The organism is Chryseobacterium oranimense, from assembly GCF_900129755.1.
Lineage (GTDB): Bacteria > Bacteroidota > Bacteroidia > Flavobacteriales > Weeksellaceae > Chryseobacterium > Chryseobacterium oranimense.
On the sequence record NZ_FQWT01000005.1, the window covers coordinates 335,541 to 359,479 of the forward strand.

Annotated in this window: 27 protein-coding genes and 1 tRNA gene; 19 read left to right on the forward strand and 9 right to left on the reverse strand. The window is 37.4% G+C overall.

The window, feature by feature from the left end; all coding sequences use genetic code 11:
* The 8 genes from BUB03_RS16515 to BUB03_RS16550 all read left to right on the forward strand — a co-directional run bounded on the left by BUB03_RS16515 (position 1) and on the right by BUB03_RS16550 (position 5,832).
* A complete protein-coding gene (locus BUB03_RS16515) occupies positions 1 to 219 on the forward strand; it encodes a (4Fe-4S)-binding protein (protein ID WP_040996710.1) in 219 nt (72 codons plus the stop codon).
* Positions 219 to 614, forward strand: a complete 396-nt coding sequence (locus BUB03_RS16520) for an OsmC family protein (RefSeq protein ID WP_040996712.1) — start codon at positions 219 to 221, stop codon at positions 612 to 614. Before BUB03_RS16515 ends, BUB03_RS16520 begins: the two co-directional genes overlap by 1 nt.
* A gap of 1 nt (position 615) precedes the next feature.
* A complete protein-coding gene (locus BUB03_RS16525; protein WP_040996714.1) occupies positions 616 to 903 on the forward strand; it encodes a GNAT family N-acetyltransferase in 288 nt (95 codons plus the stop codon).
* A gap of 112 nt (positions 904 to 1,015) precedes the next feature.
* Positions 1,016 to 2,455, forward strand: a complete 1,440-nt coding sequence (locus BUB03_RS16530; protein ID WP_073065182.1) for a sodium:solute symporter — start codon at positions 1,016 to 1,018, stop codon at positions 2,453 to 2,455.
* 162 nt (positions 2,456 to 2,617) lie between these two features.
* Positions 2,618 to 3,307, forward strand: coding sequence for an SGNH/GDSL hydrolase family protein (locus BUB03_RS16535; protein WP_073065185.1), 690 nt, complete (start codon positions 2,618 to 2,620; stop codon positions 3,305 to 3,307).
* A gap of 35 nt (positions 3,308 to 3,342) precedes the next feature.
* Complete coding sequence (locus BUB03_RS16540; protein WP_073065188.1) at positions 3,343 to 3,861, forward strand: hypothetical protein; 519 nt, start codon at positions 3,343 to 3,345, stop codon at positions 3,859 to 3,861.
* Between the two features lie 106 nt (positions 3,862 to 3,967).
* Entirely contained in the window at positions 3,968 to 4,822 is an 855-nt protein-coding gene (locus BUB03_RS16545) for a transketolase (protein WP_262483333.1), read from the forward strand.
* Positions 4,823 to 4,884: 62 nt separating this feature from the next.
* Positions 4,885 to 5,832: a transketolase family protein gene (locus BUB03_RS16550; RefSeq protein WP_073065191.1), complete on the forward strand. Its 948-nt coding sequence runs from the start codon at positions 4,885 to 4,887 to the stop codon at positions 5,830 to 5,832.
* A gap of 149 nt (positions 5,833 to 5,981) precedes the next feature.
* On the opposite strand, the gene BUB03_RS22140 is transcribed toward BUB03_RS16550, so the two are convergent.
* Both BUB03_RS22140 and BUB03_RS16560 read right to left on the reverse strand, forming a co-directional pair.
* Complete coding sequence (locus BUB03_RS22140; RefSeq protein WP_228417918.1) at positions 5,982 to 6,497, reverse strand: hypothetical protein; 516 nt, start codon at positions 6,495 to 6,497, stop codon at positions 5,982 to 5,984.
* Complete coding sequence (locus BUB03_RS16560) at positions 6,494 to 6,958, reverse strand: hypothetical protein (protein ID WP_073065193.1); 465 nt, start codon at positions 6,956 to 6,958, stop codon at positions 6,494 to 6,496. The genes BUB03_RS22140 and BUB03_RS16560 overlap by 4 nt, the downstream gene beginning before the upstream one ends.
* 721 nt (positions 6,959 to 7,679) lie before the next feature.
* Between BUB03_RS16560 and BUB03_RS16565 the strand changes: the two genes are divergently transcribed.
* The 5 genes from BUB03_RS16565 to gwsS are packed head-to-tail and all read left to right on the forward strand — an operon-like array spanning position 7,680 to position 10,956.
* Entirely contained in the window at positions 7,680 to 7,886 is a 207-nt protein-coding gene (locus BUB03_RS16565; RefSeq protein WP_040996729.1) for a hypothetical protein, read from the forward strand.
* A gap of 46 nt (positions 7,887 to 7,932) precedes the next feature.
* Positions 7,933 to 8,826, forward strand: a complete 894-nt coding sequence (locus BUB03_RS16570; protein WP_073065352.1) for a hypothetical protein — start codon at positions 7,933 to 7,935, stop codon at positions 8,824 to 8,826.
* Positions 8,827 to 8,828: 2 nt separating this feature from the next.
* Positions 8,829 to 9,731 carry a grasp-with-spasm system ATP-grasp peptide maturase gene (gene gwsG / locus BUB03_RS16575; RefSeq protein WP_073065196.1) on the forward strand — a complete coding sequence of 301 codons (903 nt, stop codon included), beginning with the start codon at positions 8,829 to 8,831 and terminating at the stop codon, positions 9,729 to 9,731.
* Entirely contained in the window at positions 9,728 to 9,910 is a 183-nt protein-coding gene (locus BUB03_RS16580; RefSeq protein WP_040996732.1) for a hypothetical protein, read from the forward strand. Before gwsG ends, BUB03_RS16580 begins: the two co-directional genes overlap by 4 nt.
* Entirely contained in the window at positions 9,907 to 10,956 is a 1,050-nt protein-coding gene (gwsS, locus tag BUB03_RS16585; protein ID WP_073065199.1) for a grasp-with-spasm system SPASM domain peptide maturase, read from the forward strand. Before BUB03_RS16580 ends, gwsS begins: the two co-directional genes overlap by 4 nt.
* A 1-nt stretch (position 10,957) precedes the next feature.
* Here gwsS and BUB03_RS16590 read toward each other — a convergent pair whose 3' ends face one another.
* The 3 genes from BUB03_RS16590 to BUB03_RS16600 all read right to left on the reverse strand — a co-directional run bounded on the left by BUB03_RS16590 (position 10,958) and on the right by BUB03_RS16600 (position 16,801).
* Complete coding sequence (locus BUB03_RS16590) at positions 10,958 to 11,335, reverse strand: hypothetical protein (protein ID WP_040996734.1); 378 nt, start codon at positions 11,333 to 11,335, stop codon at positions 10,958 to 10,960.
* Between the two features lie 70 nt (positions 11,336 to 11,405).
* A complete protein-coding gene (locus tag BUB03_RS16595) occupies positions 11,406 to 11,876 on the reverse strand; it encodes an Lrp/AsnC family transcriptional regulator (protein WP_040996736.1) in 471 nt (156 codons plus the stop codon).
* 134 nt (positions 11,877 to 12,010) lie between these two features.
* Positions 12,011 to 16,801: a translocation/assembly module TamB domain-containing protein gene (locus tag BUB03_RS16600; RefSeq protein WP_073065202.1), complete on the reverse strand. Its 4,791-nt coding sequence runs from the start codon at positions 16,799 to 16,801 to the stop codon at positions 12,011 to 12,013.
* 4 nt (positions 16,802 to 16,805) lie between these two features.
* Here BUB03_RS16600 and tsaD point away from each other — a divergent pair, with 4 nt between their 5' ends.
* From tsaD to BUB03_RS16615, 3 genes are read left to right on the forward strand one after another with little or no spacing between them, the layout of a single operon-like run.
* The gene (tsaD, locus tag BUB03_RS16605; protein WP_073065205.1) at positions 16,806 to 17,822 is read left to right on the forward strand and encodes a tRNA (adenosine(37)-N6)-threonylcarbamoyltransferase complex transferase subunit TsaD; all 1,017 of its coding nucleotides are present in this window, start codon (positions 16,806 to 16,808) and stop codon (positions 17,820 to 17,822) included.
* Positions 17,819 to 18,223 carry a hypothetical protein gene (locus BUB03_RS16610; RefSeq protein WP_073065208.1) on the forward strand — a complete coding sequence of 135 codons (405 nt, stop codon included), beginning with the start codon at positions 17,819 to 17,821 and terminating at the stop codon, positions 18,221 to 18,223. Before tsaD ends, BUB03_RS16610 begins: the two co-directional genes overlap by 4 nt.
* Before the next feature lie 45 nt (positions 18,224 to 18,268).
* A complete protein-coding gene (locus BUB03_RS16615) occupies positions 18,269 to 18,970 on the forward strand; it encodes an RsmE family RNA methyltransferase (protein ID WP_073065211.1) in 702 nt (233 codons plus the stop codon).
* Between the two features lie 48 nt (positions 18,971 to 19,018).
* Here the strand turns inward: BUB03_RS16615 and BUB03_RS16620 are convergent, their stop codons facing one another.
* Both BUB03_RS16620 and BUB03_RS16625 read right to left on the reverse strand, forming a co-directional pair.
* Positions 19,019 to 19,660 (reverse strand): XAC2610-related protein, encoded by a 642-nt coding sequence (locus tag BUB03_RS16620; protein ID WP_073065213.1) that lies wholly within the window; start codon positions 19,658 to 19,660, stop codon positions 19,019 to 19,021.
* Positions 19,657 to 20,328, reverse strand: a complete 672-nt coding sequence (locus BUB03_RS16625) for a TrmH family RNA methyltransferase (RefSeq protein WP_073065216.1) — start codon at positions 20,326 to 20,328, stop codon at positions 19,657 to 19,659. Before BUB03_RS16625 ends, BUB03_RS16620 begins: the two co-directional genes overlap by 4 nt.
* Positions 20,329 to 20,409: 81 nt before the next feature.
* Here BUB03_RS16625 and BUB03_RS16630 point away from each other — a divergent pair, with 81 nt between their 5' ends.
* The 3 genes from BUB03_RS16630 (at position 20,410) to BUB03_RS16640 (ending at position 22,884) form a co-directional block, all read left to right on the forward strand.
* Positions 20,410 to 21,426: an asparaginase gene (locus BUB03_RS16630; protein WP_073065219.1), complete on the forward strand. Its 1,017-nt coding sequence runs from the start codon at positions 20,410 to 20,412 to the stop codon at positions 21,424 to 21,426.
* Positions 21,427 to 21,481: 55 nt separating this feature from the next.
* A tRNA-Ser gene (locus BUB03_RS16635) sits at positions 21,482 to 21,568 on the forward strand.
* A gap of 146 nt (positions 21,569 to 21,714) precedes the next feature.
* Positions 21,715 to 22,884, forward strand: a complete 1,170-nt coding sequence (locus BUB03_RS16640; protein WP_073065222.1) for a phage integrase SAM-like domain-containing protein — start codon at positions 21,715 to 21,717, stop codon at positions 22,882 to 22,884.
* A gap of 7 nt (positions 22,885 to 22,891) precedes the next feature.
* On the opposite strand, the gene BUB03_RS16645 is transcribed toward BUB03_RS16640, so the two are convergent.
* Positions 22,892 to 23,251, reverse strand: a complete 360-nt coding sequence (locus BUB03_RS16645; RefSeq protein WP_073065224.1) for a hypothetical protein — start codon at positions 23,249 to 23,251, stop codon at positions 22,892 to 22,894.
* Positions 23,251 to 23,916, reverse strand: a complete 666-nt coding sequence (locus BUB03_RS16650; RefSeq protein ID WP_073065227.1) for an SOS response-associated peptidase — start codon at positions 23,914 to 23,916, stop codon at positions 23,251 to 23,253. The genes BUB03_RS16645 and BUB03_RS16650 overlap by 1 nt, the downstream gene beginning before the upstream one ends.
* Positions 23,917 to 23,939: the final 23 nt, after the last annotated feature.

Sequence of the window (23,939 nt, forward strand, 5' to 3'; positions counted from 1 at the left end):
ATGGAAACACACGAATATCCCAACGGCAATATTACGGTTATCTGGCAGCCACAGAAGTGCATCCACTCGGCTGTTTGCGTAAAAATGCTTCCCAAAGTCTACAATCCTAAAGACAGACCCTGGATAAAAGCCGAAAATGCAAGCCCTGAAGAACTAAAAAACCAGATAGACCAGTGCCCGTCAGGAGCATTAAGTTATAAATTCAATACACAAAAATAATGGCGGTAACCGTAAAAGCAAGCTTAGGAAAAACAAAATATTATACTGAGGTAACAGCCGGCGAAAACAAGCTTATCACCGATGAGCCTATTGATAAAGGCGGTCAGAATAAAGGTTTCAATCCACTGGAAATCCTGGCAACCTCTCTGGCAAGCTGTACTGCAGCCACTTTAAGGATGTATATTGAAAGAAAGGAATGGGATGTGGAAAACATCAACGTAGAAGTTGAGCTTGAAAATTATCCTCTAACCAAAAGAGCTGTTTTTAAAAGAGAAATAAGCTTTGAAGGTCTTCTGGATGATGAGCAGCTGAAAAGGCTCCACACTATTGCAGATGCCTGCCCGGTACACAAAATATTAACCAACGATATAGAAATACTAACCAAATTTTCATAATATGACCGAAGTAAAGCAAAACAACGACGAAAAACACGGAAGTTTTGAAGCTTTCATAGATGGAACACGCGCAGGAATGATGACGTATACCTGGGCCGGAGAAGAAAGATTTATTATAGACCACACGGAGGTGGAAGAAGCCTACAACGGCAAAGGTGTAGGAAAAGAAATGCTTCTGGCAGCAGTGGAATTTGCCAGGAAGAACCATAAAAAAATCATTCCGCTTTGCCCGTTTGCCAAAGCAAGCTTTCAGAAAAGTGAAGAATTACAGGATGTTCTAGTCAACTGATGATGATTTTGCCCTCAAGATACAGGCCTTTCGGATGTTTTATTCTGAAAGGCTTTTTCTTTCTTATCAGAACATAAAAAAACTATATTTGTAAAATTTTAATTGAAAAACTATGTCTCCAGTTATATTACTGTCTATTATTATCGTCTACTTCGCATTACTGCTTTGGGTAGCCTACAGAACAGGAAAAGGAAGTGATAATGAGAGTTTCTTCATCGGAAACCGTAAGAGTAACTGGATGCTGGTAGCTTTCGGAATGATCGGAACCTCGCTTTCGGGGGTAACGTTCGTAAGTGTTCCGGGAGCTGTAGGAAATGACAAATTTGCCTATCTGCAGATCACATTGGGCTATCTTATCGGGTATATTGTGGTGGCATATGTTCTTCTTCCTTTATACTACCGTTTGAAACTGACCTCCATTTACGGTTATCTTCAGCAGAGAATGGGCCAGCTTTCCTATAAATCGGGAGCATGGATTTTCATTGTTTCAAGGTTGGTAGGCGCTACAGCAAGATTATATCTGGTGGTGAATATCCTTCAGATTTCCATTCTGGACAGTCTGGGAGTTCCGTTTATAGTAACTACACTGATTATTTTGGCCATGATCATCCTTTATACCTATGAAGGTGGTGTAAAAACAATTGTATGGACAGATACTTTACAGACTTCGTGTATGCTGTTAGGACTGATCATCTGTACAGTATATATGCTGAATCATTTAGGGTTAAGCTTCGGAGAAAGTTTCACAGCCATGCAGGCAAAAGGCTATACCAAAATTTTTGACTTTGATCCTAACCAGAAGAGTTTCTTCATTAAACAAATCCTGGCAGGAGCTTTTATTACCATTACCATGACGGGAATCGATCAGGAAATGATGCAGAAAAGCTTATCCGTAACCAAACTGAAAGATTCACAGAAAAATATGGTGACTCTGGGCTTCATTCTTCTTGGAGTCATTTCATTATTCCTTTATATGGGAGGACTTCTTCACCTGTACGGGGCTCAGGAACATGTAACAAGCTCAGGAGATCAGCTTTTCCCTGATGTTGCATTAAACCATATGCCGGGCTTTATTTCCATTATCTTCATTATTGCTTTAATATCAGCCTTATTCCCAAGTGCGGACGGTGCCATGACTGCCCTTACCTCTTCCATATGCATTGATATTTTCGGGATGAAGGATAAGAAAGACTGGGACGATTCCAAAAAGGAAAAATTCAGGAAAAGAATACACCTTATCGTGGCCCTTTCTTTCCTGATTATGGTGGTTATTTTTAAGATCATCAATGATAATTCCATGATTGGATTGATCCTTAAGCTTGCCGGATTCACTTACGGGCCATTGCTGGGACTTTTCGCTTTTGGAATTTTCACAAAATACAAAGTCCGCGACAACCTGGTTCCGTATGTATGTATTGCCGCACCTGTGATTTCATTTTTCATTGATAAATACCAGCAAAATTTATTCGGAGATTTTAAAATCGGACTGGAGCTGCTGATCATCAATGGATTACTAACGTTCATAGGACTTTGGCTGATCAGAAAGAAATAATACTCATTTAAACGGGCTTTAGCCCGTTTCTATTGAATGAACATTCCTAAAATATAATCATCTTTACAAAAGTTAATTTATTTTTTGTGAAGGTCATTGGTTTCATTGTATTTTTGCAGAAGCGTGCTTTTCCGGCACCTGTAACCACAAACAATATTTTATATGAAGTTATCCGTTTTCCTTATCATCGGTTTACTTTTCGGTGAATTTGTAAATGCTCAAAGTGCAGTCGATTTTGCTAATCTTGCCAGATACAAAGATGATAATACCGTTATTTTAAATTCAAAGAAAAAAGTGGATGTGGTCTTTATGGGCAATTCCATTACAGAAGGCTGGGTAAAAAGCCATCCGGAATTTTTCTCTGAAAATAACTATACAGGCAGAGGCATCAGCGGGCAAACCACTTCACAGATGCTGCTGCGTTTTCAAAATGATGTTGTCGCTTTAAAACCAAGACTGGTTGTCATCAATGCAGGCACCAACGATATTGCTGAAAATACAGGAATTTATAACCCTGATTTTACTTTTAATAATATCAAGGCAATGGCCGATATCGCCAAAAGTAACGGGATAAAAGTAATCATCGCCTCTGTACTTCCTGCAGCTGCATTCCCGTGGCGTAAAGAAATAACCGATGTCCCTCAGAAAGTGGACGCTTTAAACAGTAAATTAAAACAGTATGCCCAAAGCAACAAACTGATTTTCGTAGATTATAACACAGCTATGCGTGATGCAAAGGGCGGTATGCGTGAAGGTCTTGCCAAGGATGGCATCCACCCTACTCCTGCTGGATATGCGATTATGGAACCATTGATCAAAAATGCTATCAATAAAGCAGCAGGAAAAAAATAAAATCAAACAAATTCAATTCAACTTATTTATTAACCATGAAAAAAATTATTTCACTTTTCGTATTCATTTTGGCGTTCGGTTTTATGAATGCACAGGATTTTGAGGTTTCTACCTTGAGAATCGGGCCCTACAAGATCTTTATGGAAAGGGCTGAGGCTGAAAAAGTAGCAGGTACAAAACTGAAGATAACGGACGGAACCATTAAAAACAACATTAAATATAACGGAGAACTGATCCAGATCGATCTTTATGAAAGCTACATAAGCGAAGCCAAACCCAATGTGGCAAGTGTTATGGGTTTAACCACTACCAGTAAAAAATTCAAAACCAAAAGCGGGATCGGAATCGGGAACACCAAAGATGACCTGATTAATGCTTATAGGAATCATCCAAGTTTTACCGTACATCCGGCGTGGGATGAAAAGGGTGAAAAACGTCTTAAAGATACCGGATATTTTACTCTGGAAGATCTTGATGCAGGAACCCAGCTTTCCTTTAAATTTGTCAACAATATTATTACAGAAATTTCAGTATACCTGAACGAAGGCTGTTAAAATCAGCATTTTTACTAAATAATTCTAAATCCGGACCCATAATCCGGATTTTTACATTTCCATAAGCCGCTAAAAAATTGTAAATTCGCGTGCAAATAAATCAGATATAATGAGTAAAAGTATCGAAGAGCTGAAATCTCTTACTACACAAATCAGAAGAGACATTTTAAGAATGGTCCACGCTGTAAATTCAGGACATCCGGGCGGAAGCTTAGGTTGTACGGAATTTTTTACGGCACTTTACGGAAAAGTAATGAACTACAGTCTTCCTTTCACCATGGAGGGCAAAAATGAAGATCATTTTTATCTTTCAAACGGGCATATTTCGCCGGTTTACTACTCTACTTTAGCAAGATTTAATTTCTTTCCGGTAGACGAGCTGAGAACCTTCCGAAAACTGAATTCAAGACTTCAGGGACACCCAACGACACACGAAGGTCTTCCGGGAATCAGAATCGCTTCAGGATCTTTAGGTCAGGGACTTTCTGTAGCTCTTGGGGTAGCTCAGGGTAAAAAACTGGATGGTGACTCATCTATTGTTTACACGCTTCACGGAGACGGGGAACTTCAGGAAGGTCAGGTTTGGGAAGCCTTCATGTATGCTGCCGCTAAGAAAGTTGACAATATTATTTCAACAATCGACTATAACGGACGCCAGATCGACGGAGATACTGATGATGTATTGAGTTTAGGAAATTTACATGCTAAACTTGAAGCATTCGGATGGACTGTTTTGGAAGAGAAAAACGGTAACGACCTTGAAGCTGTTATTGCCATCCTGGAGAAGGCAAAAACTGAAACAGGAAAAGGAAAGCCTGTGGTAATCCTACTTCATACAGAAATGGGTTATGGTGTAGATTATATGATGGGATCCCACGCATGGCATGGAAAAGCTCCAAATGATGAGCAGCTTGAAACGGCATTCAAACAACTATATCTGGAAGCTCCTGCTGACTATTAATGATGAGTAATCAGTAATTGGTAATCAGTAATTTTAAAATCTTTTAAATCTTTAAGTTAATAATGAAATATACATATACAGAAAAAAAGGATACGCGTTCAGGATTCGGAGCCGGATTAGCAGAACTTGCAGACAAAAATCCTAATGTAGTAGCACTTTGTGCAGACCTTATCGGTTCTTTGAAAATGGAAAAATTCATCGAAAAAGCTCCTGAAAGATTCTTCCAGATTGGTATTGCAGAAGCGAACATGATGGGAATTGCCGCAGGTTTAAGCATCACAGGAAAGATTCCTTTTACAGGAACTTTCGCCAATTTCTCTACTTCAAGAGTATATGACCAAATCCGTCAGTCTATTGCCTATTCAGGGAAAAACGTAAAGATCTGCGCATCTCACGCCGGACTTACTTTAGGGGAAGACGGAGCTACCCACCAGGTACTAGAAGATATCGGGATGATGAAAATGCTTCCTGGAATGACGGTAATCAACCCTTGTGACTATAACCAGACCAAAGCGGCAACTCTTGCTATTGCTGATTTTGAAGGCCCTGTATATTTAAGATTCGGAAGACCTACCGTTCCTGTATTCATACCGGAAGACATGCCTTTCGAGATCGGAAAAGGAATTCTTCTTCAGGAGGGTACCGATGTAACGATTGTTGCAACAGGACACCTTGTATGGGAATCTCTTGTAGCTGCTGACGAGCTTGAAAAAGAAGGAATTTCTTGTGAGGTGATCAATATCCACACCATTAAACCTCTGGATGAAGAGATCATCCTTAAATCTGTTGAAAAAACAGGTAAAATAGTTACTGCTGAAGAGCACAACTATCTTGGCGGTTTAGGTGAATCTGTTGCAGGAATGCTTGCAAGAAAAAGACCTACAAGACAGGAATTTGTAGCCGTAAATGATACTTTCGGAGAATCTGCTACCCCTGCGGAACTGATGAAAAAATACAAGATCGATGCAGCTGCTGTAAAAGAGGCTGTGAAGAGAATTTTAGCGAACTAAGATACACTTTATAATATAGGCTCGGGCGGTTTCTTCGAAACCGCCCGAGTTTTTTAACCACCCCGTTAAAATCTTCGATTTGCCACCCCTCCGAGGAGGAGAATTTCGCAGTACCAATAGTGACGTTTATAACCTATAATAGGCTAAGATTATTCTTGAGATCTATTGATGGGAATATTAATTGCATTAAGAAGCGGGTACAATATGTTCTCCAGGAATCCTTCTTCTTTTATCCGGGATGCTTTAGAACCTGAGAAATAATTACTGATCCTGTAGTTTTTAACAAACTGATTTCTTTTTTTCCCGATCACATAGTAGTATCCTCCACTGTCTTCATTAATGAAATAGGTCATCTCTTCAAAGTCCATAATTTTTTGGGTGAAAAATAACTTTCTGTAAATACACTTTTCCCGCTTGTCAAAAATATATTTTACAGGAACTCTAAAAACTAAGTCTACCAGAAAATATCCCATATACACTACCCATATAGAAAAAATAATGATAAAAGCATTTTCAGAGAGTATATTCCTGAAATAGTAGATTAAGGGAACGGTAAGAATACCAGCGGCAAGCCACCATTTTAAGGTACGCAGAAAGCTGTAATTAGGCATAAAGCTTATTTCGTTGCCATTGTCCTCGAATTTATACTGGTCTGTAGTATTCATCGTATGTTTTCATTTAATCTCATGATATCTTCAGTTTCATTCACCATTTTCTGTATGCCTTTATGAGTAAGAGTTTGTCCTATCATAAATTTTGCTTCTTTCCCATTTACCTCAAAATGAATATTCAGAAATACGTTGGTCGTAATGAAACCAAGATATTTCATCGCCAAAACTTCAAAATTGGTAAAATCCTGAAAAGAATAGGTCTTTGCAGCAACAAAAACACTGGGTTTACATGTAATGGTCTGCTGCTGAGGATCAATAACAAACTTTTTTGCAAAAAAATTAGCGATAATAAGTATTGCCAGAGCCACTAAAAACCACCCCATTAAAGGAAAATTATACTTGTAAGATACTCCGGCAATAACGAGCATAATAATTGCTAATACCGAACTAAATATGGGTTGGTTTTTGAAAATAAAAAGGTTTCCTTCTTCTTTGTAAAATTGATAAGTTTTCATAATAAATAATCTGTAATTTTTTAATGGTATGCAAAAATAGGCGAAAAATAGATACCACTTAATAATGTTTTGAACCACCCCGTCAAATCTTCGATTTGCCACCCCTCCGGAGGAGGGGAATTCTTGCAGTACCACTTGAAACTATTCTTATAAAAGATGGATTTAAAACCTCCGATATTTTTAGTATTTTTTTGAAAAACTCTCTAAACTCTGTTTTTTTTAAGATGAGTGAAGCTTTATTGATTTGTACACTTTTACCCTTTTATTATATTTTTTGCACTATAATTTAAAGTTTCATACACATTATAAAATTGCCCGAAAAGTAGAGATGTAACTGATATTTCAGCCGTTTTGAATTTTGAATTAAAATTTTATTGTACAATAGAAATTTTATATTGTATTATATTTTTGATTGATATTTTACTTTATACGGAGCAATATCTTTTCATGCTTTCTGAACTTATATGATTTAAATTAAATCTTCATTTTACTGTACAAACCCCTACAAAAGCAGAAAAAACTGACAAAAAAATCACAAAATAATTACAAATTTTATCACTATTAAGTGATGTAATTATTTATAGTTTTGAAACCATCAACGTTGATTGAGATTTGGTATTCTGCTTATATGTGTACAGTATGGGATAGAATAAAGAATCCTAAAACCCATGTCAGGGTTTATATGACAACAAATATTTTTAAATAAAAAAATAATCAAATTATGAAAAAACTTCAAGGTATGAAGAAAGACTTTTCTTCATTAGAAAACAAAAAGATGAACAACCCTGCCAATATTATTGGCGGAAGACTTCCTGAAACTAACACCAGAACAACATCAGAATCAGGCCCAAGTGGTGAACCTGGTAATACAGGAGATACGGTTCTGTATGATGATGGTGTAAAAGTAGCCACTTTAAAAATTGACTAATTTGAGGGGGACTTTCCCCCTCTGTTTAATGATAAATTTTATCCCGATGAACTATAGAAATATATTTTTTACCATGCTAATTGTCTTATTTCTATTTTCATGTCAAAGTAAAAAGCTTAACTATATAGACTATTATCATAAAGTATATGCCATTGACAGTACCCATAGGATTGATAAAGATACTTTAGCCACCATTAAACGATATAAAAAGCTGTTCAGAAAATATCCCCCTGTACAGAATGAAAGACTGGAAGAATACGAAACCTACATCAGGTATGCAGACCGGTTCCATAAAAAATTTGGCGGCATAAAAAGTCTGGATAAGCTTATAGTACAGTCCGCACCCAACTGGAAATACAAAAGAGAAGACCGGGATTTCTTCAAACTCTATAAAAAGTATGGAATCGACAGTATCACTGTTGAGCAAAAAGTCATCCAATGGAAAAGAAGCTTAAATAAAACACTGATAGATTCTTTCAGCATTGCTTTTGAACGTGATCAGCAAAATAAACGCTTAGGCTCACAAGTAGTCATTAATGACAGGAAAAATGCCGAATTACTGATCTGGGCGATCAAAAATTATGGTTTCCCTTCAAAACAAAAAATAGGGCTTTATGGAAGTAATGAACAGTTCATGCCTATGCTTATTCTCCTCAATCATATGTCAGGGACAGAACATTATGAGTATTTCAAAACAAAACTGCTGGAATATGTAAAATCCGGTGAATGCCCTCCGAGAGATTATATAGAAATGGTTGACAAATACCAGTACATACATAATCTGGAGCCTGTTTACGGCATACATTCACATTATGATGTGAATTTTGATACTGCTGATTCTGCAAGGATAGATAAAAACCGGAAAGCAGTAGGTTTTCCTTCATTAAAGCTATCTTCTAAAATGATAAAAGACTTTCAGAGAAAAATAAACCACCATTAGCCATGATCCTGATTATCTCTCAAAATAATGAAATCACAACTACTGAAGTGATTAAAGAGTTAATTGCAATGGGAAAGAAATTCCACCGTGTACATGAAGATGAAGTATTTGAAATAAAAGTTCAGCAAAAAAGAATTGTACTCCAAAGCGCCCGCAGTATTTTTTTTCTTGATGAAATAACAAGTGTCTGGTACAGAAGAGGCGGACTGTTCTTTAAACGGCTAAAATATACCCATACAGCCATCAATCTGAACATGAATGAAACCCAGCACTGGCTTGAAGACTACGTGAGAAAAAACCTTGAATCCAGAAGGCACATCAATAAGGAAAGCAATGCCCATATTAACAAACTTCTTGTACTTGACAAAGCAAAAGAGCTCGGATTCGATGTTCCTGATTATTATCTGGCAGAAAATACCTGTGACGTAGAAATCGGAAATACAATTATAAAGACCATCAACGGAAATGTAATGCTGGAGGAAATCAGGAAAAACAAAGGCGGCTTTATGTATACATCGGTGGTTGATGAACATGAAGAAGGAGACTTCTTCATCACTTTCTTTCAGGAGAAGATCGAAAAAGATTTTGAAATAAGAACTTTTTATTTAAACGGCCAATGCTGGTCTATGGCCATATTTTCCCAGAACGACGAACAAACCAAAGTGGATTTCAGAAAATACAACAAGACAAGGCCTAACCGCAACGTCCCATATATCCTTCCACCTCACATTGAGGCAAAAATACAGCAACTGATGAACTGTTTTGATCTGAACTGCGGATCACTTGACTTTATAAAAAAAGGAGATCAATATTATTTCCTGGAAATCAACCCAATCGGGCAATTTCTGGGAATGTCCCATACCTGCAATTATTCGCTGGAACAAAAAATAGCTGAATATCTATGAAAAAGCTATACAAAGAAAAAAACAAGCTGCCGCTTACATTTAAATACATTGAAATCTTCAAAACAAAGAACGTAAGTAAAATCCATAGCAGCATGGTATATTCCGTACCCTCCGAAAAATACCAGACTGAATACCATGTGAGGGAAAAACCTTTAAAACAGCTTACGAGATTAATATGACTTACTTTAATCTGTTCAGTAACATCATGGTTACCAAAGGAGCCAGCCGCATACTGATCTCCGACCTTCAGAGGAATATTTCAGAATTATATTCTTTGGAATTTTATGAAATTATAGAGGAATTGAGGACAAAACCCATCGAAAATATTCTGGAAAATTATGATGCAGAATCCAGGGAATTCATCTATGAATATATAGAGCTGCTGCTTGAAAAAGAATATGGCTTTATTTCCGAAGGAGACTGGGACAGGAATTTTCCGCCAATTTCCTATGAATACCATGAGCCGAATGAAATCACTAATATTTTCATCGAGATCAATAATCTTTCAGTTTTAGACACTATAAAACAGTCTGTGGAACACCTTGGAGTAAAGCACTTAGTGATTTATTCCCATAAAAAACTTAGCCTTAGGGAATTTCAGGATATTGAGTTACAATTTACCGGTTCTGTTTTAAACGGTATTGAAATATTTTCACCTTACCATGATGATGTAGATGAAAACTTCATTAATCATCTTAATCAAACACTAAAAAGAATCTATGGCCTGGTATTCTACAGCTGCGCCAAGACTCCTTTTACATCCGGGGATAAGTTCAGATTTCATGTACAGTTCAGTTCTGAAGATCTGAAAATTTCGTCGTGCGGAAAAGTAAATCTAAAGTATTTCAATACCAATTCCCAGAAAGTTTCAGAAGCTCTTCACCATAATTCCTGTCTCCACAAAAAGATAGGGATAGACGTAAACGGTAATATCAAAAACTGCCCTTTAATGGTTGAAAATTTTGGCAATATCAATAATATCAGCCTTGAAGATGCCTTAACAAATCCGGGATTCAGAAAATACTGGAATCTCACCAAGGATAAAATAGAAATCTGCCGCGACTGTGAATTCAGGTATATCTGCACAGACTGCAGGGCCTTTACAGAGAACAACCATAAAAACAGTGAAGGACTGGATATCTCCAAACCTTTGAAATGCGGCTACAATCCGTATACGGGGAAATGGAAAGCAGGAAGTAAAAATCCTTTACAGCAAAAGCATTAAACTATCTGAAGAACTTCCATTTCGGGATAATGGCCAGCATGCCAAATCCTGTAAAAAGGAAAAGATTGGTTACATCCGTATACAGAAATGTAGACAGATAATAATTGTGCATAAAGAAATGCAGAACCAATAGCGACGGAAACATAAAGATTCCGATTTTCCTGTAGAAAAACATCAGGACCAGCCCGATGATCATCAGGGCATCAATGGAAAAAATAGCGAAGAAATACCATCTCGGGATCTGAAGATACTCGTGCTGAAGATATTCATCAATATCAATTCCCAGCCCCATAATGGTGAAAAGCATCAGTGATGCAAATGCTAAAATAAAGCCCCATCCTTTCTTTGGATCCTCGTCAAAGTAACTGTATTCTTCCATAGGTACAAAAATAAAGAACTTATGAGTAAATTCATAAGTTCTTTAATATAATCTTCGTTTAAAATTTGAATTATATAGAAATAGCGTTGATCAATCTGTTTTTGTCGCTCAAGTACTCCTCCATAGAGATCATACTTTCGGTTCTCATTACATCTTGAATGTCATCTATCTGATAAATAATTCTCTTCGCATCATCCGTATTCTTCGCTCTTACTTTACAGAAAATGTTATATTTCCCTGAAATAACGCTTGCTTCGATTACGTTTGGAAGTGTAGATAGCTCTTTAAGCACTTCCTGAGTACGGTTTGATTTTGTCAAAAGGATCCCAATGAAAGCTGTAAAGTGATAGTCCAGCTTGCCATAATCGATATTAAGAGATGATCCCAAAATAATACCTGCATCCTCCATTTTTTTCACTCTTACGTGAATTGTTCCAGCAGAAACATCCATCTGCTTTGCAATTTCAGTAAAAGGCATTCTTGTGTTTTCGACTAAGAAATCAAGAATCTTCTTGTCTATTTCGTCCAGTTGATAGTTCATATTAGTTAAATTACAATTTTCTTAAAAAATCTATGTATTTGTTGCAAATTTATAAAAAATAATTTAACTAAAAAAATTATATTAAATATTAACAATAATTAACACGGATGATAAAAATCATTAAAATATTACGATTATTTACCTGCTGATTTTGTAGAATCTGTTTTTATTTCTGTCTTGGCTTCAGGCTGCTTTTTATCTTTTTTCCTCTTTTTAAATAGAGAATTAAAGCTTTTACTCCATACTACACCCCCACCATAAGCTTGATTTGCAGAACCATTCGTACTCACCATTCCGATATTGGTAGGTTTGGAGTAACCTCTTAAAATAAGACTTCCGTCGTTCTTTTTAGAAACGTCATATTCAATTGATCCTTCACCGGAAAGATAATTGGTTTGGGTACCTTCAGTTTTCGTCAGCGGAATTCCAAGTCCGGTTTTAATATTCACCCTTGGAGAAAGAGCTACGCTTACCCCTGCATTGGCGCGGTCACCGGTATTGGAGTTCTGATCACCTTTTACATAATTCAAATCGATCTGGAATTCGTTACTCATAGTATTCAACACAGATCCCAGCTGTTTCAGAAGCATATTGTAGCCGGAAGATTCCGCTACTCCCGCCACGTCAAAATCTACCCCTCCGCTATTGGATACATTAAAGGAACTCAATAAGAGTACAGAACCGAACTGAAGGACTTTTTCTCCTTCCTGACTCATTTTGGCGGCCAATGTTTCTCTTACCTGGCTGGAAACATCAAGGGCCGTCACATTAAGATCGATTTTCGGGTCTACCAGTGACTGGGTAATATTGGCCTGCAACAATACACTGATAGGCTGCAGTTTACCCATACTCAGATATTCCCCCGCATTGGATACCATTCTTACATAATTGGCAGTGATATCCAGTGCCGGCTTCATGGCATCCCCATCCCATCTGATGCTGCTGTTTTTTTCAATCTGGAAGGTTTTATTAAGAATGGCTTTGGAAACAAAGGTCCCGCTATCTACCCTATAGGTTCCGTTCATAGCAATTGCACCCTGTCTTCCCATCTGGAACCTCAGCCTGTCCGCTGTTCCTTTTACCGTAATATTTCCTACATCATCCCCTACAAGAACATTTACCGTAGTTCCTTTATCTACATCAAGACTGAAGTCGATATGCATATTGGCCCCTGTCTTTTTCTTTTCTTCCAGAGTGATAAGCCCGTCTTTTCCTTCTTTCAGGAACCTCAGCATTTTAAATTCTTCTACATTGGATGTTGAGCTGGAATTAAAGGTAAAATTACTTCCGTTCAGAGCTTTCATATTAGGTGTGGTGATGCTGAGCCCTGAAACCGGCCCGTCCACATAGAGATCTCCCTGCCCATATACTCTTCCCCAGAACAGGTCGTAATCTTTCTGAGTAGTGTTCAGCATCAGGAGATTATCTGCCCGCATAATCAGGTTGACCCCCATTGAAGAGATCGTCTCAAATTGTATTGCTCCGGAAATCGTTCCTTTGGAATTCGATCTTCCGTCATGAACTTCAATATTATTAAGGAGCGCAAGTCCGCGGGAAAGCGGAACCACCGTATCATCAAATGAATAATCCACCCCGGTAAAAAGAAGCTTCAGACCGAAACCTTTCAGGGCAATATCGCCGCTGTAATCAAGATCGCTTAATTTCCCGTTGATTTTCAGATCGCCGGTCGCTTTTCCTCTGATGTTCCCAAAAATAGCCTGTACAAACTGTTGGGTAAAAGCAAGATCGAAATCACGCATTTCCGCAGTAAGATCAATCGTAGGAGAAGCTGTGTTGTTATTTACCGTACCCGTCAGATGCAGGTTATTATTTCCAAGGACCCCTGCCGAAGCCACTTTTACATCAACATCATAAACATTCAGAGAGAAGCTGTTGGTTGCAGAAATAGTAAGATCTCCCATCTGGTTCCCGTTCATGATGATGTTATCTACGGTAAGATCTACAAGTGGCTGCAGAGTGCTCTTATCCATTTTGATCTTTACACTTCCGTTCGCCAGACCCTTTATACCCATAGGATTTCCTCCGGACTGCATTTCAAGAAGCTTTTCAATGGCAAATTCTTCAATATCCGCATCTACATAAAAATCTTTGGCCGATTTGAACTGTGCTTCTTTGATAAACAAGGCACTTTTATCTGAATATATCCGAAGGTTCCGGATATCAAAATCACCTGCATTTTTCCTGTAGGTAATGGAATGATCCAGTTCAGGACTGGTATCTATAGCCCAGGTCACTTGATTGAATTTAACTTCTGTAGGTTCAAATCTGAAAACATAATCCCCGGCTGCATTGGTAGACTGATCCACATTAATGGCATATGCCTTAAGATTGTCATTCAAGTCATCGTCCGGGCTTCCGTGTTTGAAGGTAGTAGCAAGATGAAGGGCTGTATTGTTTTCGTTTTTCCCTTTCAGCTCAAAATCTTTAATGATATTATTATTGTATTGAAGCTTGCTGATTCTTGCATACAGCTGTTCGTTAAGATTGGCCGTATTAATCCTTACCATAACACTGTCGATCATTGCGCTGTCTCTGGAAACATTATTCCTGTCATTGATTTTATAGTCAGGATTGGCTGCTGCCAAGGCTTTATCCGCATCTGTAATTTCCTCTTTCTTCGTCATAATGTATTTCAAAGAATTGGCATCCAGATTCAGGATCAGGTCATTGGAATCGCCATTATATTCTCCTTCTATAACAGCACCTTGCGGAAGCTTGAGATCAGGAAGAAAATAATTCACAACGCCCTGCTGAACATCAAAGTTCATTTTAAAGCTCTGCCCTCTGTATAATTTTCTCGGCGGAGGTCCTACCAGGATTCTTCCGATTCCGTTCTCCATCATTCCTGCAAGATCAGCAAGGTTATATCTTCCCGATATCTTCCCGCTTGCAGCACCCGGCGCATCGACATCAATGACACGTCCTCCTGCTTCTACAAAAGTTTTCAGCTTCGCATTAGGAATAATATATTTCTGGGTAGCCGTAGCAAAATGCAGGTTATTAGCATCTACATCCAGGGTAAGATCATTGATATTGGACATAGACATTTTGCCTTCTACCTGCCCGCTTACGATCTGGCTTCCCGGTTTATTGGTAAAGTAGTTCAGATTCAGCGAACTGACATCTGCATTCACATTCATATTGACTTTTGAAGTACTGAAATCAATAAGGCCTTTGATCGTAGCTTTCGCCTGTTCATCATTGACGGTGATGAGTCCGTTATATTTTTTATGATCCAATAACCCATCCAGATAGAGGTTATTGATCACTTTATCCATTATTTCGATGCTGCTGATCTGGGATTTGGTGGTGAGACGCATGGTATTAACGTCAAAGCTTTGTCCGTTAAGATCAAATTTACCTGAAATCAGGCCAACACTTTTATTTTTAGTAATTACAGAAGTGTTCAGGTCCTTTACTTCCAGATATCCCGAATATTTGGGTATTGCCGTACTATATTGAGTAAGTGAAAGTTTGGAGATCTTCGCCTGCCCTATTCCTGTCATCAGGTTTCCATTTGAAACATACACCTGCTCAGGAGTCACCCTTGCAGCACCGTTGTATTTCAGCTTTCCAAAATCATCAGCAAAGTTCTTCATCTTTTTGGAAATAAATGATGGCATCATTGCTTTAAGATCTTTGTAGGTAAAATCAGTAGAAAGGTCATTGGTTTCAATAGCGAAATTTCCTTTCAGCAGTCTGTCCACCTTCATTGTTTTGGTTGCAATATTAACATCCGGATTCCTGATGAGGAAGTTTTCCAAATGAAATTTATTCAGAGGACCGGTCATTTTTCCGGCCAGGTTAAATGGCTTAAAATTATCCCAGTTCGTCACAAAGTAACTGATATCATATCCACTCAGCTGGCTTCCCTGCTGAATTTCCATGTCCCAGCGCACACGATCCGCAAAATCCGACCATGATCCGTCATGAAGATTAAATTTGATATTTCCCTGAAGCAGTGAATGATCTGTATTTAAAGTAAGATCTTTTAAAGACAGAAATTCATGGGTTAAAGAAAGTTCCGTAGAAAAAGTATCTACCAAATGAGATTTCCCCCATCTGGTGGTAACGAAGGACATATTATTGATCAGTGCCGATATATTGGCTCCGTTCACCTTTACATTAGGTGCTTTTAAATTAAAATTTGTTGCAGTAAGCCATTTGCCCGGTTCTCCGGGAGAGTTCTGGCTGATGATGGAAACCTTCGAATCAATAATCTGTACCCGGGAATCCAGCTGGAAAGGCGGTTTATTCGGGTCTCTTTTCTTACCGCTGTCGAAGAGCTGTGTAAATCTGATAAAATTGGAAATACTGTCGCCTTTGTAAGTAATTACTTTTACATCGGCATTAACAAGGGTAAGGGAATTAAAGCTCAGGGAATTGCTGTTTCCAGAAATGGCATTATAAGCAAGAGACATCCAGTCTGAATTGGCACGAAACTCTTTAGCTTTGATAAAATCAAGGCCTTTGTAATCCTTAATTTTTAATCCTTTTATAGTTACATCTCCGAAATAATCCACTTCAACGCTTTCGGTAGACATTCCGGATTTAAAGTCTCTGTTGACAATCTGAAGCGCCTGATCTGCCGCCCATTGTTTGGTAGCCGGAAGATTAATGGCGGTCAGTACTCCTCCAACAAGAATAACTCCCAGCCAGAAAAGGATCAGGAGAAGGCGTGCCCACCAGGAATAGCTGGTGACATCTTTTACAGCCTGCTTTCCAAATTCTTCAGCAGTTTCTACGGGATGATGAATGGCATCTGAAGCAAGTTCGGATGCTTCCTTAACTGTCTCCTTTACAGCTCCTTCTACATCTTCAACAGTCTTCTGTACCTGATCACTTAAGTTCTCAGCTACTGATTTTTTATTCTCATTCTCGTTATTATTCTCTAACTTTGCCATTATTATGAGCGACTCTATAATTTTAGGTATTGAATCGTCCTGCGACGACACCTCAGCAGCTATCATCAAGGGAAACTGTATTCTGTCTAACATTGCTGCGAATCAGGCCATCCACAAAGAATATGGCGGTGTGGTTCCGGAACTGGCATCGCGCGCGCATCAGCAAAATATAATCCCCGTTGTTGAAAAATCTCTTACTAAAGCAAATATACAACAAAATGCTATTTCTGCTATAGGATTTACACGTGGTCCCGGACTTTTAGGATCCCTGCTTGTAGGAACGTCATTTGCTAAGTCTTTGGCAATGAGTTTAAATGTTCCGCTAATTGAGGTAAACCATCTCCAGGCCCACATTTTAGCCCATTTCATTGACGATGCAAATCCTATGCCGCCAAAATTCCCTTTTCTGTGTCTTACGGTAAGCGGAGGGCATACAATGATTGTACTGGTCAAAGATTATTTTGATATGGAAATTATCGGGAAAACAATTGATGATGCCGCAGGAGAAGCTTTTGACAAAATAGGAAAAGTATTTGACCTGGACTATCCTGCCGGACCTATTATAGACCGCCTGGCTAAGGAAGGCAATCCTGATGCTTTCAAGTTCAACAAGCCTAAAATGGAGAATTACGACTATTCTTTCAGCGGAATCAAAACTTCCGTTCTTTATTTTATCCAGAAAGAAGTTAAAAAGAATCCGGATTTCATCAAAGAAAACCTGAACGATCTGTGTGCTTCTGTTCAAAAAGCCATCATTGAAATTTTAATGGCCAAACTTGAAAAAGCAGCCGCAGAATTAAACATAAAAGAAGTTGCCATTGCCGGAGGAGTTTCTGCCAATTCTGCTTTGAGAACAGCTATGCAGAATAACCATGAAAAACTGGGATGGAACATTTACATTCCAAAATTCGAATACACAACGGATAATGCTGCAATGATTGCAATGGTGGCTCAGTTAAAGTTTGAAAGAGGTGAATTTACAGATCTGAGAACAACGGCTACGGCGAAATACGATTTATGAAAATATTGTTAGAAGAAAAAATACTAGGCAAACACTCTAAGAAGAATTCAAAATATTACTGGATATTAGAAACAATAACGGGTAAAAATGAATTTTCAGAGCATTCCGCCGATTATTTTCCGGCAAGTTCAGAGATAGGGTATGTTCAGAATATTAAAGAAGAAATTATTGAGAAAATCAACTCAGAGAATGTTTTTAGTTTTGAGTATGAACCGAAAGAAGGAGATTATCTGTCCATCAAAAATAATTTAAGAAAAAACGAATATCTGAATTTAATTTTCTTGAATAACAAATGGATTGAAGAAATTTATACATGTTCATACAGAGATTGTGATGGCGATATTTACAGCACAATAAAAACTGGTGTGGCATTTTTAAGCGAGAATGAAACTTACTTTTAATGCTCACTTATCAATAAGATTCAGGCAGATTCTAAATATTTAAATATGAAACTTTTTTACGGAGAAATTGAGGGAAATCAGGTAACGATCAATGATGAAGAGCAGCAGCATATTGTAAAGGTTCTTCGGATGAAGAATGGTGAGGACATTCATGTAACAGACGGTAAAGGAAATGTTGCTTCCGGAAAATTAATAATTGAAGGAAAGAAAGCCGGTCTGGAAGTTTCTGAAATCAAAAGAAATGCTCCGGATTTTAATCCTAAACTTCATATTGCCATTGCACCTACAAAAAATATAGACAGGATCGAGTTTTTTGTAGAAAAAGCCGTAGAAATGGGTATATCAGAGATCAGTATCATTATTACGGAAAAAACTGAGCGTAAGAATATTAATATTGATAAAATCAGAAAACAGGCTATCGCTGCTTCCAAACAGAGCTTAAGATTTCATTTTCCGGTAATCAATGATATGCTAAAGCTGACTGATTTCTTAAAAAATATTGTGGCAGAACATACTTTTGTAGCCCATTGCCATGAAAATCTTGAAAGGATTGATCTGAATACTATTCCTTCAATGGAACAAATCACTTTTTTAATTGGTCCTGAAGGAGATTTTTCGGAAAAGGAAATCCAGTTTTTATCCGAAAGCCATATAAAGGCTGTTTCTCTTGGAAATCAAAGGCTGAGAACGGAAACGGCCGGTGTATTTGTGGCGGCGTGGAATTATTTTAAGATGATAAAAGGATAGATGCAAGGTCCAGAAAATGGAAGATGAAGCCAGAAACTGAATCAGGAATTATTCTACAACCATTTTCCCATTTTTCCGGTACATATGGATTTCATCTCCTTCTTCAATAATATGGGCGCTCATCATCAGAAGTTTATCCTTTTCCCATTGGTAAGTTTTACTGTAGGTATTAACAGGACCTACATGATAGGATGAAGTGATTTCTTTTCTTTTCCGATCAAACCCAATATTCTGGATGGTGTCCAAAGGTTTGTAGTGATCATATTTCCTGCTTTTCTGATTATATAACCAAAAGCTTGAAGATGAAGCATAATTTCCGGCCCAGTTGATCAGTTCTATATCATTATAGCCGTCAAAATTAGCATCATTATCAATATTAAAAATTACTTCTCTTTCATTCAGAACAGAGATGGTATCTACAATAATTTTCTGATGCAGCTTATTTTTATTGAATATACTGATTGACTTAAAACTGATTTCGCCGTCCGGACTCTTCAATCCTTTAAGTGTATAGGTAAATCCGTTTCCTTTCACAGATTGGGAAAAAGGAACTGATGCCGTGTCCTCAGCCGGTACATTTTCTACCTGTTGTACCGGAGCAGGCTCATTAACAATAGATTCTTCCTTCGGCTCTGTTTTTTTAATGCAGCTGCATAAAACGATCAGGATCAAAGGAAATATTCTGTTCATATGGATAGGTTGTGATCTTTAAGGTATTTGTCGAAAATCTGCTCCCCGCTTCGTATAGAGTTTACAGCCCAGCGGATCTTCATTCTCAATAATTTTTCCTCATCAAGCTTGTAATTGATATCCGATTTTATCAGCTTTTGCTTTAATTCATACATACAGATGGAAGCGGCAACAGATACATTGAAACTCCTTGTAAAGCCATACATAGGAATGGCCAATGTTTCATCTGCAAAATCCAGAATCTCCTGGGAAACGCCTTCCATTTCAGTTCCGAAAACCAAAGCAATCGGCTCGGTAATTTCATATTCAGGCAACATTTTCGCATTGTTTTCTAATGAAACAACGACTATTTTGTAGCCTCTGTCTTTGATTTTCTGAAAAGACTCCATATTTCTGGGAAGTTTTTCTACCTCAACCCATGTATCAGCTCCTTTGGTAACACGAAGATTGGGTTCAAAACTATATTCTTCCTGCAAAGCGACCACTTTATGAAAACCACAAGCCTCCACAGAACGCACAATGGCTGCAGCATTCCTGAACTGATAAATATCTTCTACAACAGGAAGCACAAAATCCGAACTTTCCGGTGCAAAATGCTCAATCTTTGCCAATCTTTCCTCTGTCAGAAACTGCTTTAAATATTCAAAAGTTTGCTCTAAATCTTCCATTCATTTTCAAATCTTTGCAAATTAACGTAATTTTGGATTATGAACCTGAACGAGGCTCAATTTCTTGCTAAAAAATAATTCATGAAACGAAAAGTCCTGCTTATTTATACCGGAGGAACCATTGGTATGGAAAAAGATTATGAAACCGGAAGCCTCCGCGCATTTGATTTTGGAAATATTTTCGAAAAAATGCCCGAGATGAAACTAATGGAATGCGAAGTATTCGTACATCCTTTCGCAAAACCACTGGACTCTTCTGATATGGGACCCGAGGAATGGAAGGTGATCGCCAATTATATCCTGAAAAATTATGAGCTTTACGACGGTTTTCTGATTCTTCACGGGACAGATACAATGTCTTATACCGCTTCTGCTTTAAGCTTTATGCTAAAAGGTTTGAGAAAACCGGTGATCATGACAGGTTCACAGCTGCCGATCGGTGACCTGAGGACGGATGCAAAGGAAAATCTTCTGACAAGCCTTTATTATGCCAGTCTTTATGAAAACGATGAGGCCGTTATCCAGGAAGTGGCCATTTATTTTGAATATAAGCTATTAAGAGGAAACAGAACGCTGAAATATTCTGCCGAGTATTTTGACGCTTACGCCAGTCCCAACTACCCTATACTGGGACAGTCCGGGGTTCACTTAAATATTATCAAGGAAAATCTTTATCGTTGTGATCCGGAAATACAATTTCATGTAGATGAACATATTTCCGAAGATATTCTGTTCTGGAGAATTTTTCCGGGAATGCACCTGAGCCATTTTAAAGAAATCCCAAAAATGAAGGTTCTTATTCTTCAGGTTTTCGGTTCAGGAACCATTTTCAGCAGTGAAAAAACACAGGAAACGCTGCAGGAGATCAGAAACAACGGAACTGAAATCGTAGTGGTAAGTCAGTGTATATCAGGAGGTATCTCGTTCGGAAAGTATGAAAACAGTAATATTTTCTCGAGAATAGGCGCTATCAGCGGGAAAGACATGACGGCAGAAAGTGCGATCAGTAAAGCCATGCACCTGATCGACAATCCGAACTACTCCGGAACCTTTGCCGAGAACTTCACCAAAAGTCTTTGTGGAGAAATAACTGAGTAATTTTAAAGAATAATTTGCAGATTCCAGAAATTAGCCTATTTTTGCAATCTCAAATAGAGAGGTGTCCGAGTGGTTGAAGGAGCTACCCTGGAAAGGTAGTATACGGGTAACTGTATCGAGGGTTCGAATCCCTTCCTCTCTGCAAATTAAAGCGCTGGTTTTCAGCGCTTTTCTTATTTAAACAATTATTCATCTTTGTTCATAAATTATATTTTCATAATTTTATTATATACAAATTAGGTATAAAATAGTGCGTTTTTACATAATTTTTACATAATAAATTTAACCATGAAAATCCGATTCTATTTAGATAAAACTATTACTAAAAAAGAGGGGCATCCTTTGAGACTTTACATCTACGTATCTTCTAAAGACAGGAAATATCCCTTTACTCAATATTCTTCCCTCGCCAAAGATTGGGATTTCATCAAAGAAGAGCCTAAAAAGAGTCATCCGCTTTATACTGCTATATCTGATTTTCTTTATGAAAACAGAAGGAAGATTCTAAAACTTCTAAATTCTCGAGAATCTAAAACAAGCCAACAAATAGAAAATTATCTACTAGGTAATTCTGATAGTATTTATGATTTTTGGGAAGAGCGTATTAAGGAACTTGAAGTACATCGCGAAAACAGGTCAAAAACAGATTTAAACACAGGTGGCACCGCAGGAAAATATAGCAACAATTTGAGTGTATTTAAGGCTTATAAAGAGGAACTGATGTTTTCAGAAATAAATTATAATTTCCTATATCAATTTAAGCTATCCAAAAGTAAAACATGTAGTCCAGGTGGAATTAATTCATATTTAGCTAATTTAAGAGCCGTATATAAGCAGGCGATTAAAAGAGGGCTATATACTCCAGAATCCTTTTCAAACCCATTTGAGGGTATTATGGAGACTACAGGCAAAACAAAGGATAAGTATCTTACTATTGACGAAATGAAAATATTAAAGTCTAATCCTATCGACCATGATTTTTACCGATATTTCATGTTGTGCTTTTATTTAGGAGGATTAGATTTTATAGACATTGCCTCATTAAAGAAAAGTGACATCAAAAATAACAGAATAAAGTTCATTCGGTTTAAGGGCGGAACAAATGAATTAATAGATAACAGCATTTTTGAAGAAGCTAAGGAAATTATCAATTATTTTGAAGATCCTGATTCAGACTACCTTACACCAATACATAAGTTTTCTTACAAACCCTATAGGGATAAATACGTTAGGGAAATCCGGAAGAAATTTAAAAAGTTAGGAATTGAATCTTATGTAGATTCTAAAAGTCCTAGATATACATTTATTAACATTGGCAGTAAGGAGCTTTATTTAAACAGGGATATAGTAAAGGAGCTTACCGGACACTCGCAGAATGACACACATTCTATCTATGAGGGTAAATTTCCCTATCACGTTAAAGACAAAGTGCATAAAGAAATTATTGATTCATTATAGGCGTGACTTAGAACCTCACGCCTTTTTCTTTTAGTTGCTGTATTTTATCTTTTATGATTACTTCAGTTAATTTTTCGTTTTGAGTAAATGGCCAGGCATATTCAAGATACGAGTAAATGTCCTTATCTACTAAGGCAGACAAAAACACATACAAGTCTCTTCGATCTTTATTTTCAAAGTACTCTTCATCAAACTCAAAAACTGTATCTGCGGATATTTCCCACCTTTCACGGAAGTAACCATCAAATTCAATATTCTTATGTGTTGCTGCTCCCCGGATGAGTTCCATTGAATCATCATAAAAGCACTCCAAGTCTTCCGGGTCTGCTTCCAGGTAATTTGAAAGGATTTCAAGTATATTTTCCATTAGAATAAAGTATTTGGTGTTTTATTAGGTTCCAGGTTTTCAAATATTAAATCTACGTTATAGGTAGGATGATAAAAGTGCATATAGTCTTCATTGAATAGCCAGTTTTGATGATCTCTTTCATTTAATACTACCGGCATTCTTTTTTTTGAATTGTGAATTTCTGCCATTAATGTATTAGCTTTTGTTGTGCATATTGAAAAAGTAACAATATCATTCCATACATTGTAAATTCCCGCTAATGCAAATGGTTTATCATTATTGTTCAGACGAATCCTATGTAATTGCTTGATTTTTCCTTCTGGATCTGGATTACCAAACTTATCCAGAGAACGCCATTCATAGAAACCATTTACCAAAACCAAACATCTTTTATTGATGCTATTCTTATAACTATTTTTAATATCCAGCTCTTCAATCACTGCATTAAGGGTTTTAGACTGAAATGATCTATCCTTACTAAATAACGGTAGTAATCCCCAATCTCCAATAACTGCAGCATCTGGATTTTCATCTGTTATTATCGGCAGAGGTTTTTCAACTGTTCCCTTTGCTCTAAATCCTGAAAGTATTTTTTCTCCATTCCAGGTATTGAAATTTGCTTCAACATTAAAGGTGTCCTCTAAATCCTTCTTTGTATATTTTGCGTCAACGTTATAACACATAGTTAATATTTTACATGCAAAAG

Coding starts and splice junctions, on each gene's coding strand:
- BUB03_RS16515 (WP_040996710.1), top strand. CDS start 1: ATGGAAACACACGAATATCCCAACGGCAATATTACGGTTATCTGGCAG.
- BUB03_RS16520 (WP_040996712.1), top strand. CDS start 219: ATGGCGGTAACCGTAAAAGCAAGCTTAGGAAAAACAAAATATTATACT.
- BUB03_RS16525 (WP_040996714.1), top strand. CDS start 616: ATGACCGAAGTAAAGCAAAACAACGACGAAAAACACGGAAGTTTTGAA.
- BUB03_RS16530 (WP_073065182.1), top strand. CDS start 1,016: ATGTCTCCAGTTATATTACTGTCTATTATTATCGTCTACTTCGCATTA.
- BUB03_RS16535 (WP_073065185.1), top strand. CDS start 2,618: ATGAAGTTATCCGTTTTCCTTATCATCGGTTTACTTTTCGGTGAATTT.
- BUB03_RS16540 (WP_073065188.1), top strand. CDS start 3,343: ATGAAAAAAATTATTTCACTTTTCGTATTCATTTTGGCGTTCGGTTTT.
- BUB03_RS16550 (WP_073065191.1), top strand. CDS start 4,885: ATGAAATATACATATACAGAAAAAAAGGATACGCGTTCAGGATTCGGA.
- BUB03_RS22140 (WP_228417918.1), bottom strand. CDS start 6,497: ATGAATACTACAGACCAGTATAAATTCGAGGACAATGGCAACGAAATA.
- BUB03_RS16560 (WP_073065193.1), bottom strand. CDS start 6,958: ATGAAAACTTATCAATTTTACAAAGAAGAAGGAAACCTTTTTATTTTC.
- BUB03_RS16565 (WP_040996729.1), top strand. CDS start 7,680: ATGAAAAAACTTCAAGGTATGAAGAAAGACTTTTCTTCATTAGAAAAC.
- BUB03_RS16570 (WP_073065352.1), top strand. CDS start 7,933: ATGAACTATAGAAATATATTTTTTACCATGCTAATTGTCTTATTTCTA.
- gwsG (WP_073065196.1), top strand. CDS start 8,829: ATGATCCTGATTATCTCTCAAAATAATGAAATCACAACTACTGAAGTG.
- BUB03_RS16580 (WP_040996732.1), top strand. CDS start 9,728: ATGAAAAAGCTATACAAAGAAAAAAACAAGCTGCCGCTTACATTTAAA.
- gwsS (WP_073065199.1), top strand. CDS start 9,907: ATGACTTACTTTAATCTGTTCAGTAACATCATGGTTACCAAAGGAGCC.
- BUB03_RS16590 (WP_040996734.1), bottom strand. CDS start 11,335: ATGGAAGAATACAGTTACTTTGACGAGGATCCAAAGAAAGGATGGGGC.
- BUB03_RS16595 (WP_040996736.1), bottom strand. CDS start 11,876: ATGAACTATCAACTGGACGAAATAGACAAGAAGATTCTTGATTTCTTA.
- BUB03_RS16600 (WP_073065202.1), bottom strand. CDS start 16,801: ATGGCAAAGTTAGAGAATAATAACGAGAATGAGAATAAAAAATCAGTA.
- tsaD (WP_073065205.1), top strand. CDS start 16,806: ATGAGCGACTCTATAATTTTAGGTATTGAATCGTCCTGCGACGACACC.
- BUB03_RS16610 (WP_073065208.1), top strand. CDS start 17,819: ATGAAAATATTGTTAGAAGAAAAAATACTAGGCAAACACTCTAAGAAG.
- BUB03_RS16615 (WP_073065211.1), top strand. CDS start 18,269: ATGAAACTTTTTTACGGAGAAATTGAGGGAAATCAGGTAACGATCAAT.
- BUB03_RS16620 (WP_073065213.1), bottom strand. CDS start 19,660: ATGAACAGAATATTTCCTTTGATCCTGATCGTTTTATGCAGCTGCATT.
- BUB03_RS16625 (WP_073065216.1), bottom strand. CDS start 20,328: ATGGAAGATTTAGAGCAAACTTTTGAATATTTAAAGCAGTTTCTGACA.
- BUB03_RS16630 (WP_073065219.1), top strand. CDS start 20,410: ATGAAACGAAAAGTCCTGCTTATTTATACCGGAGGAACCATTGGTATG.
- BUB03_RS16640 (WP_073065222.1), top strand. CDS start 21,715: ATGAAAATCCGATTCTATTTAGATAAAACTATTACTAAAAAAGAGGGG.
- BUB03_RS16645 (WP_073065224.1), bottom strand. CDS start 23,251: ATGGAAAATATACTTGAAATCCTTTCAAATTACCTGGAAGCAGACCCG.
- BUB03_RS16650 (WP_073065227.1), bottom strand. CDS start 23,916: ATGTGTTATAACGTTGACGCAAAATATACAAAGAAGGATTTAGAGGAC.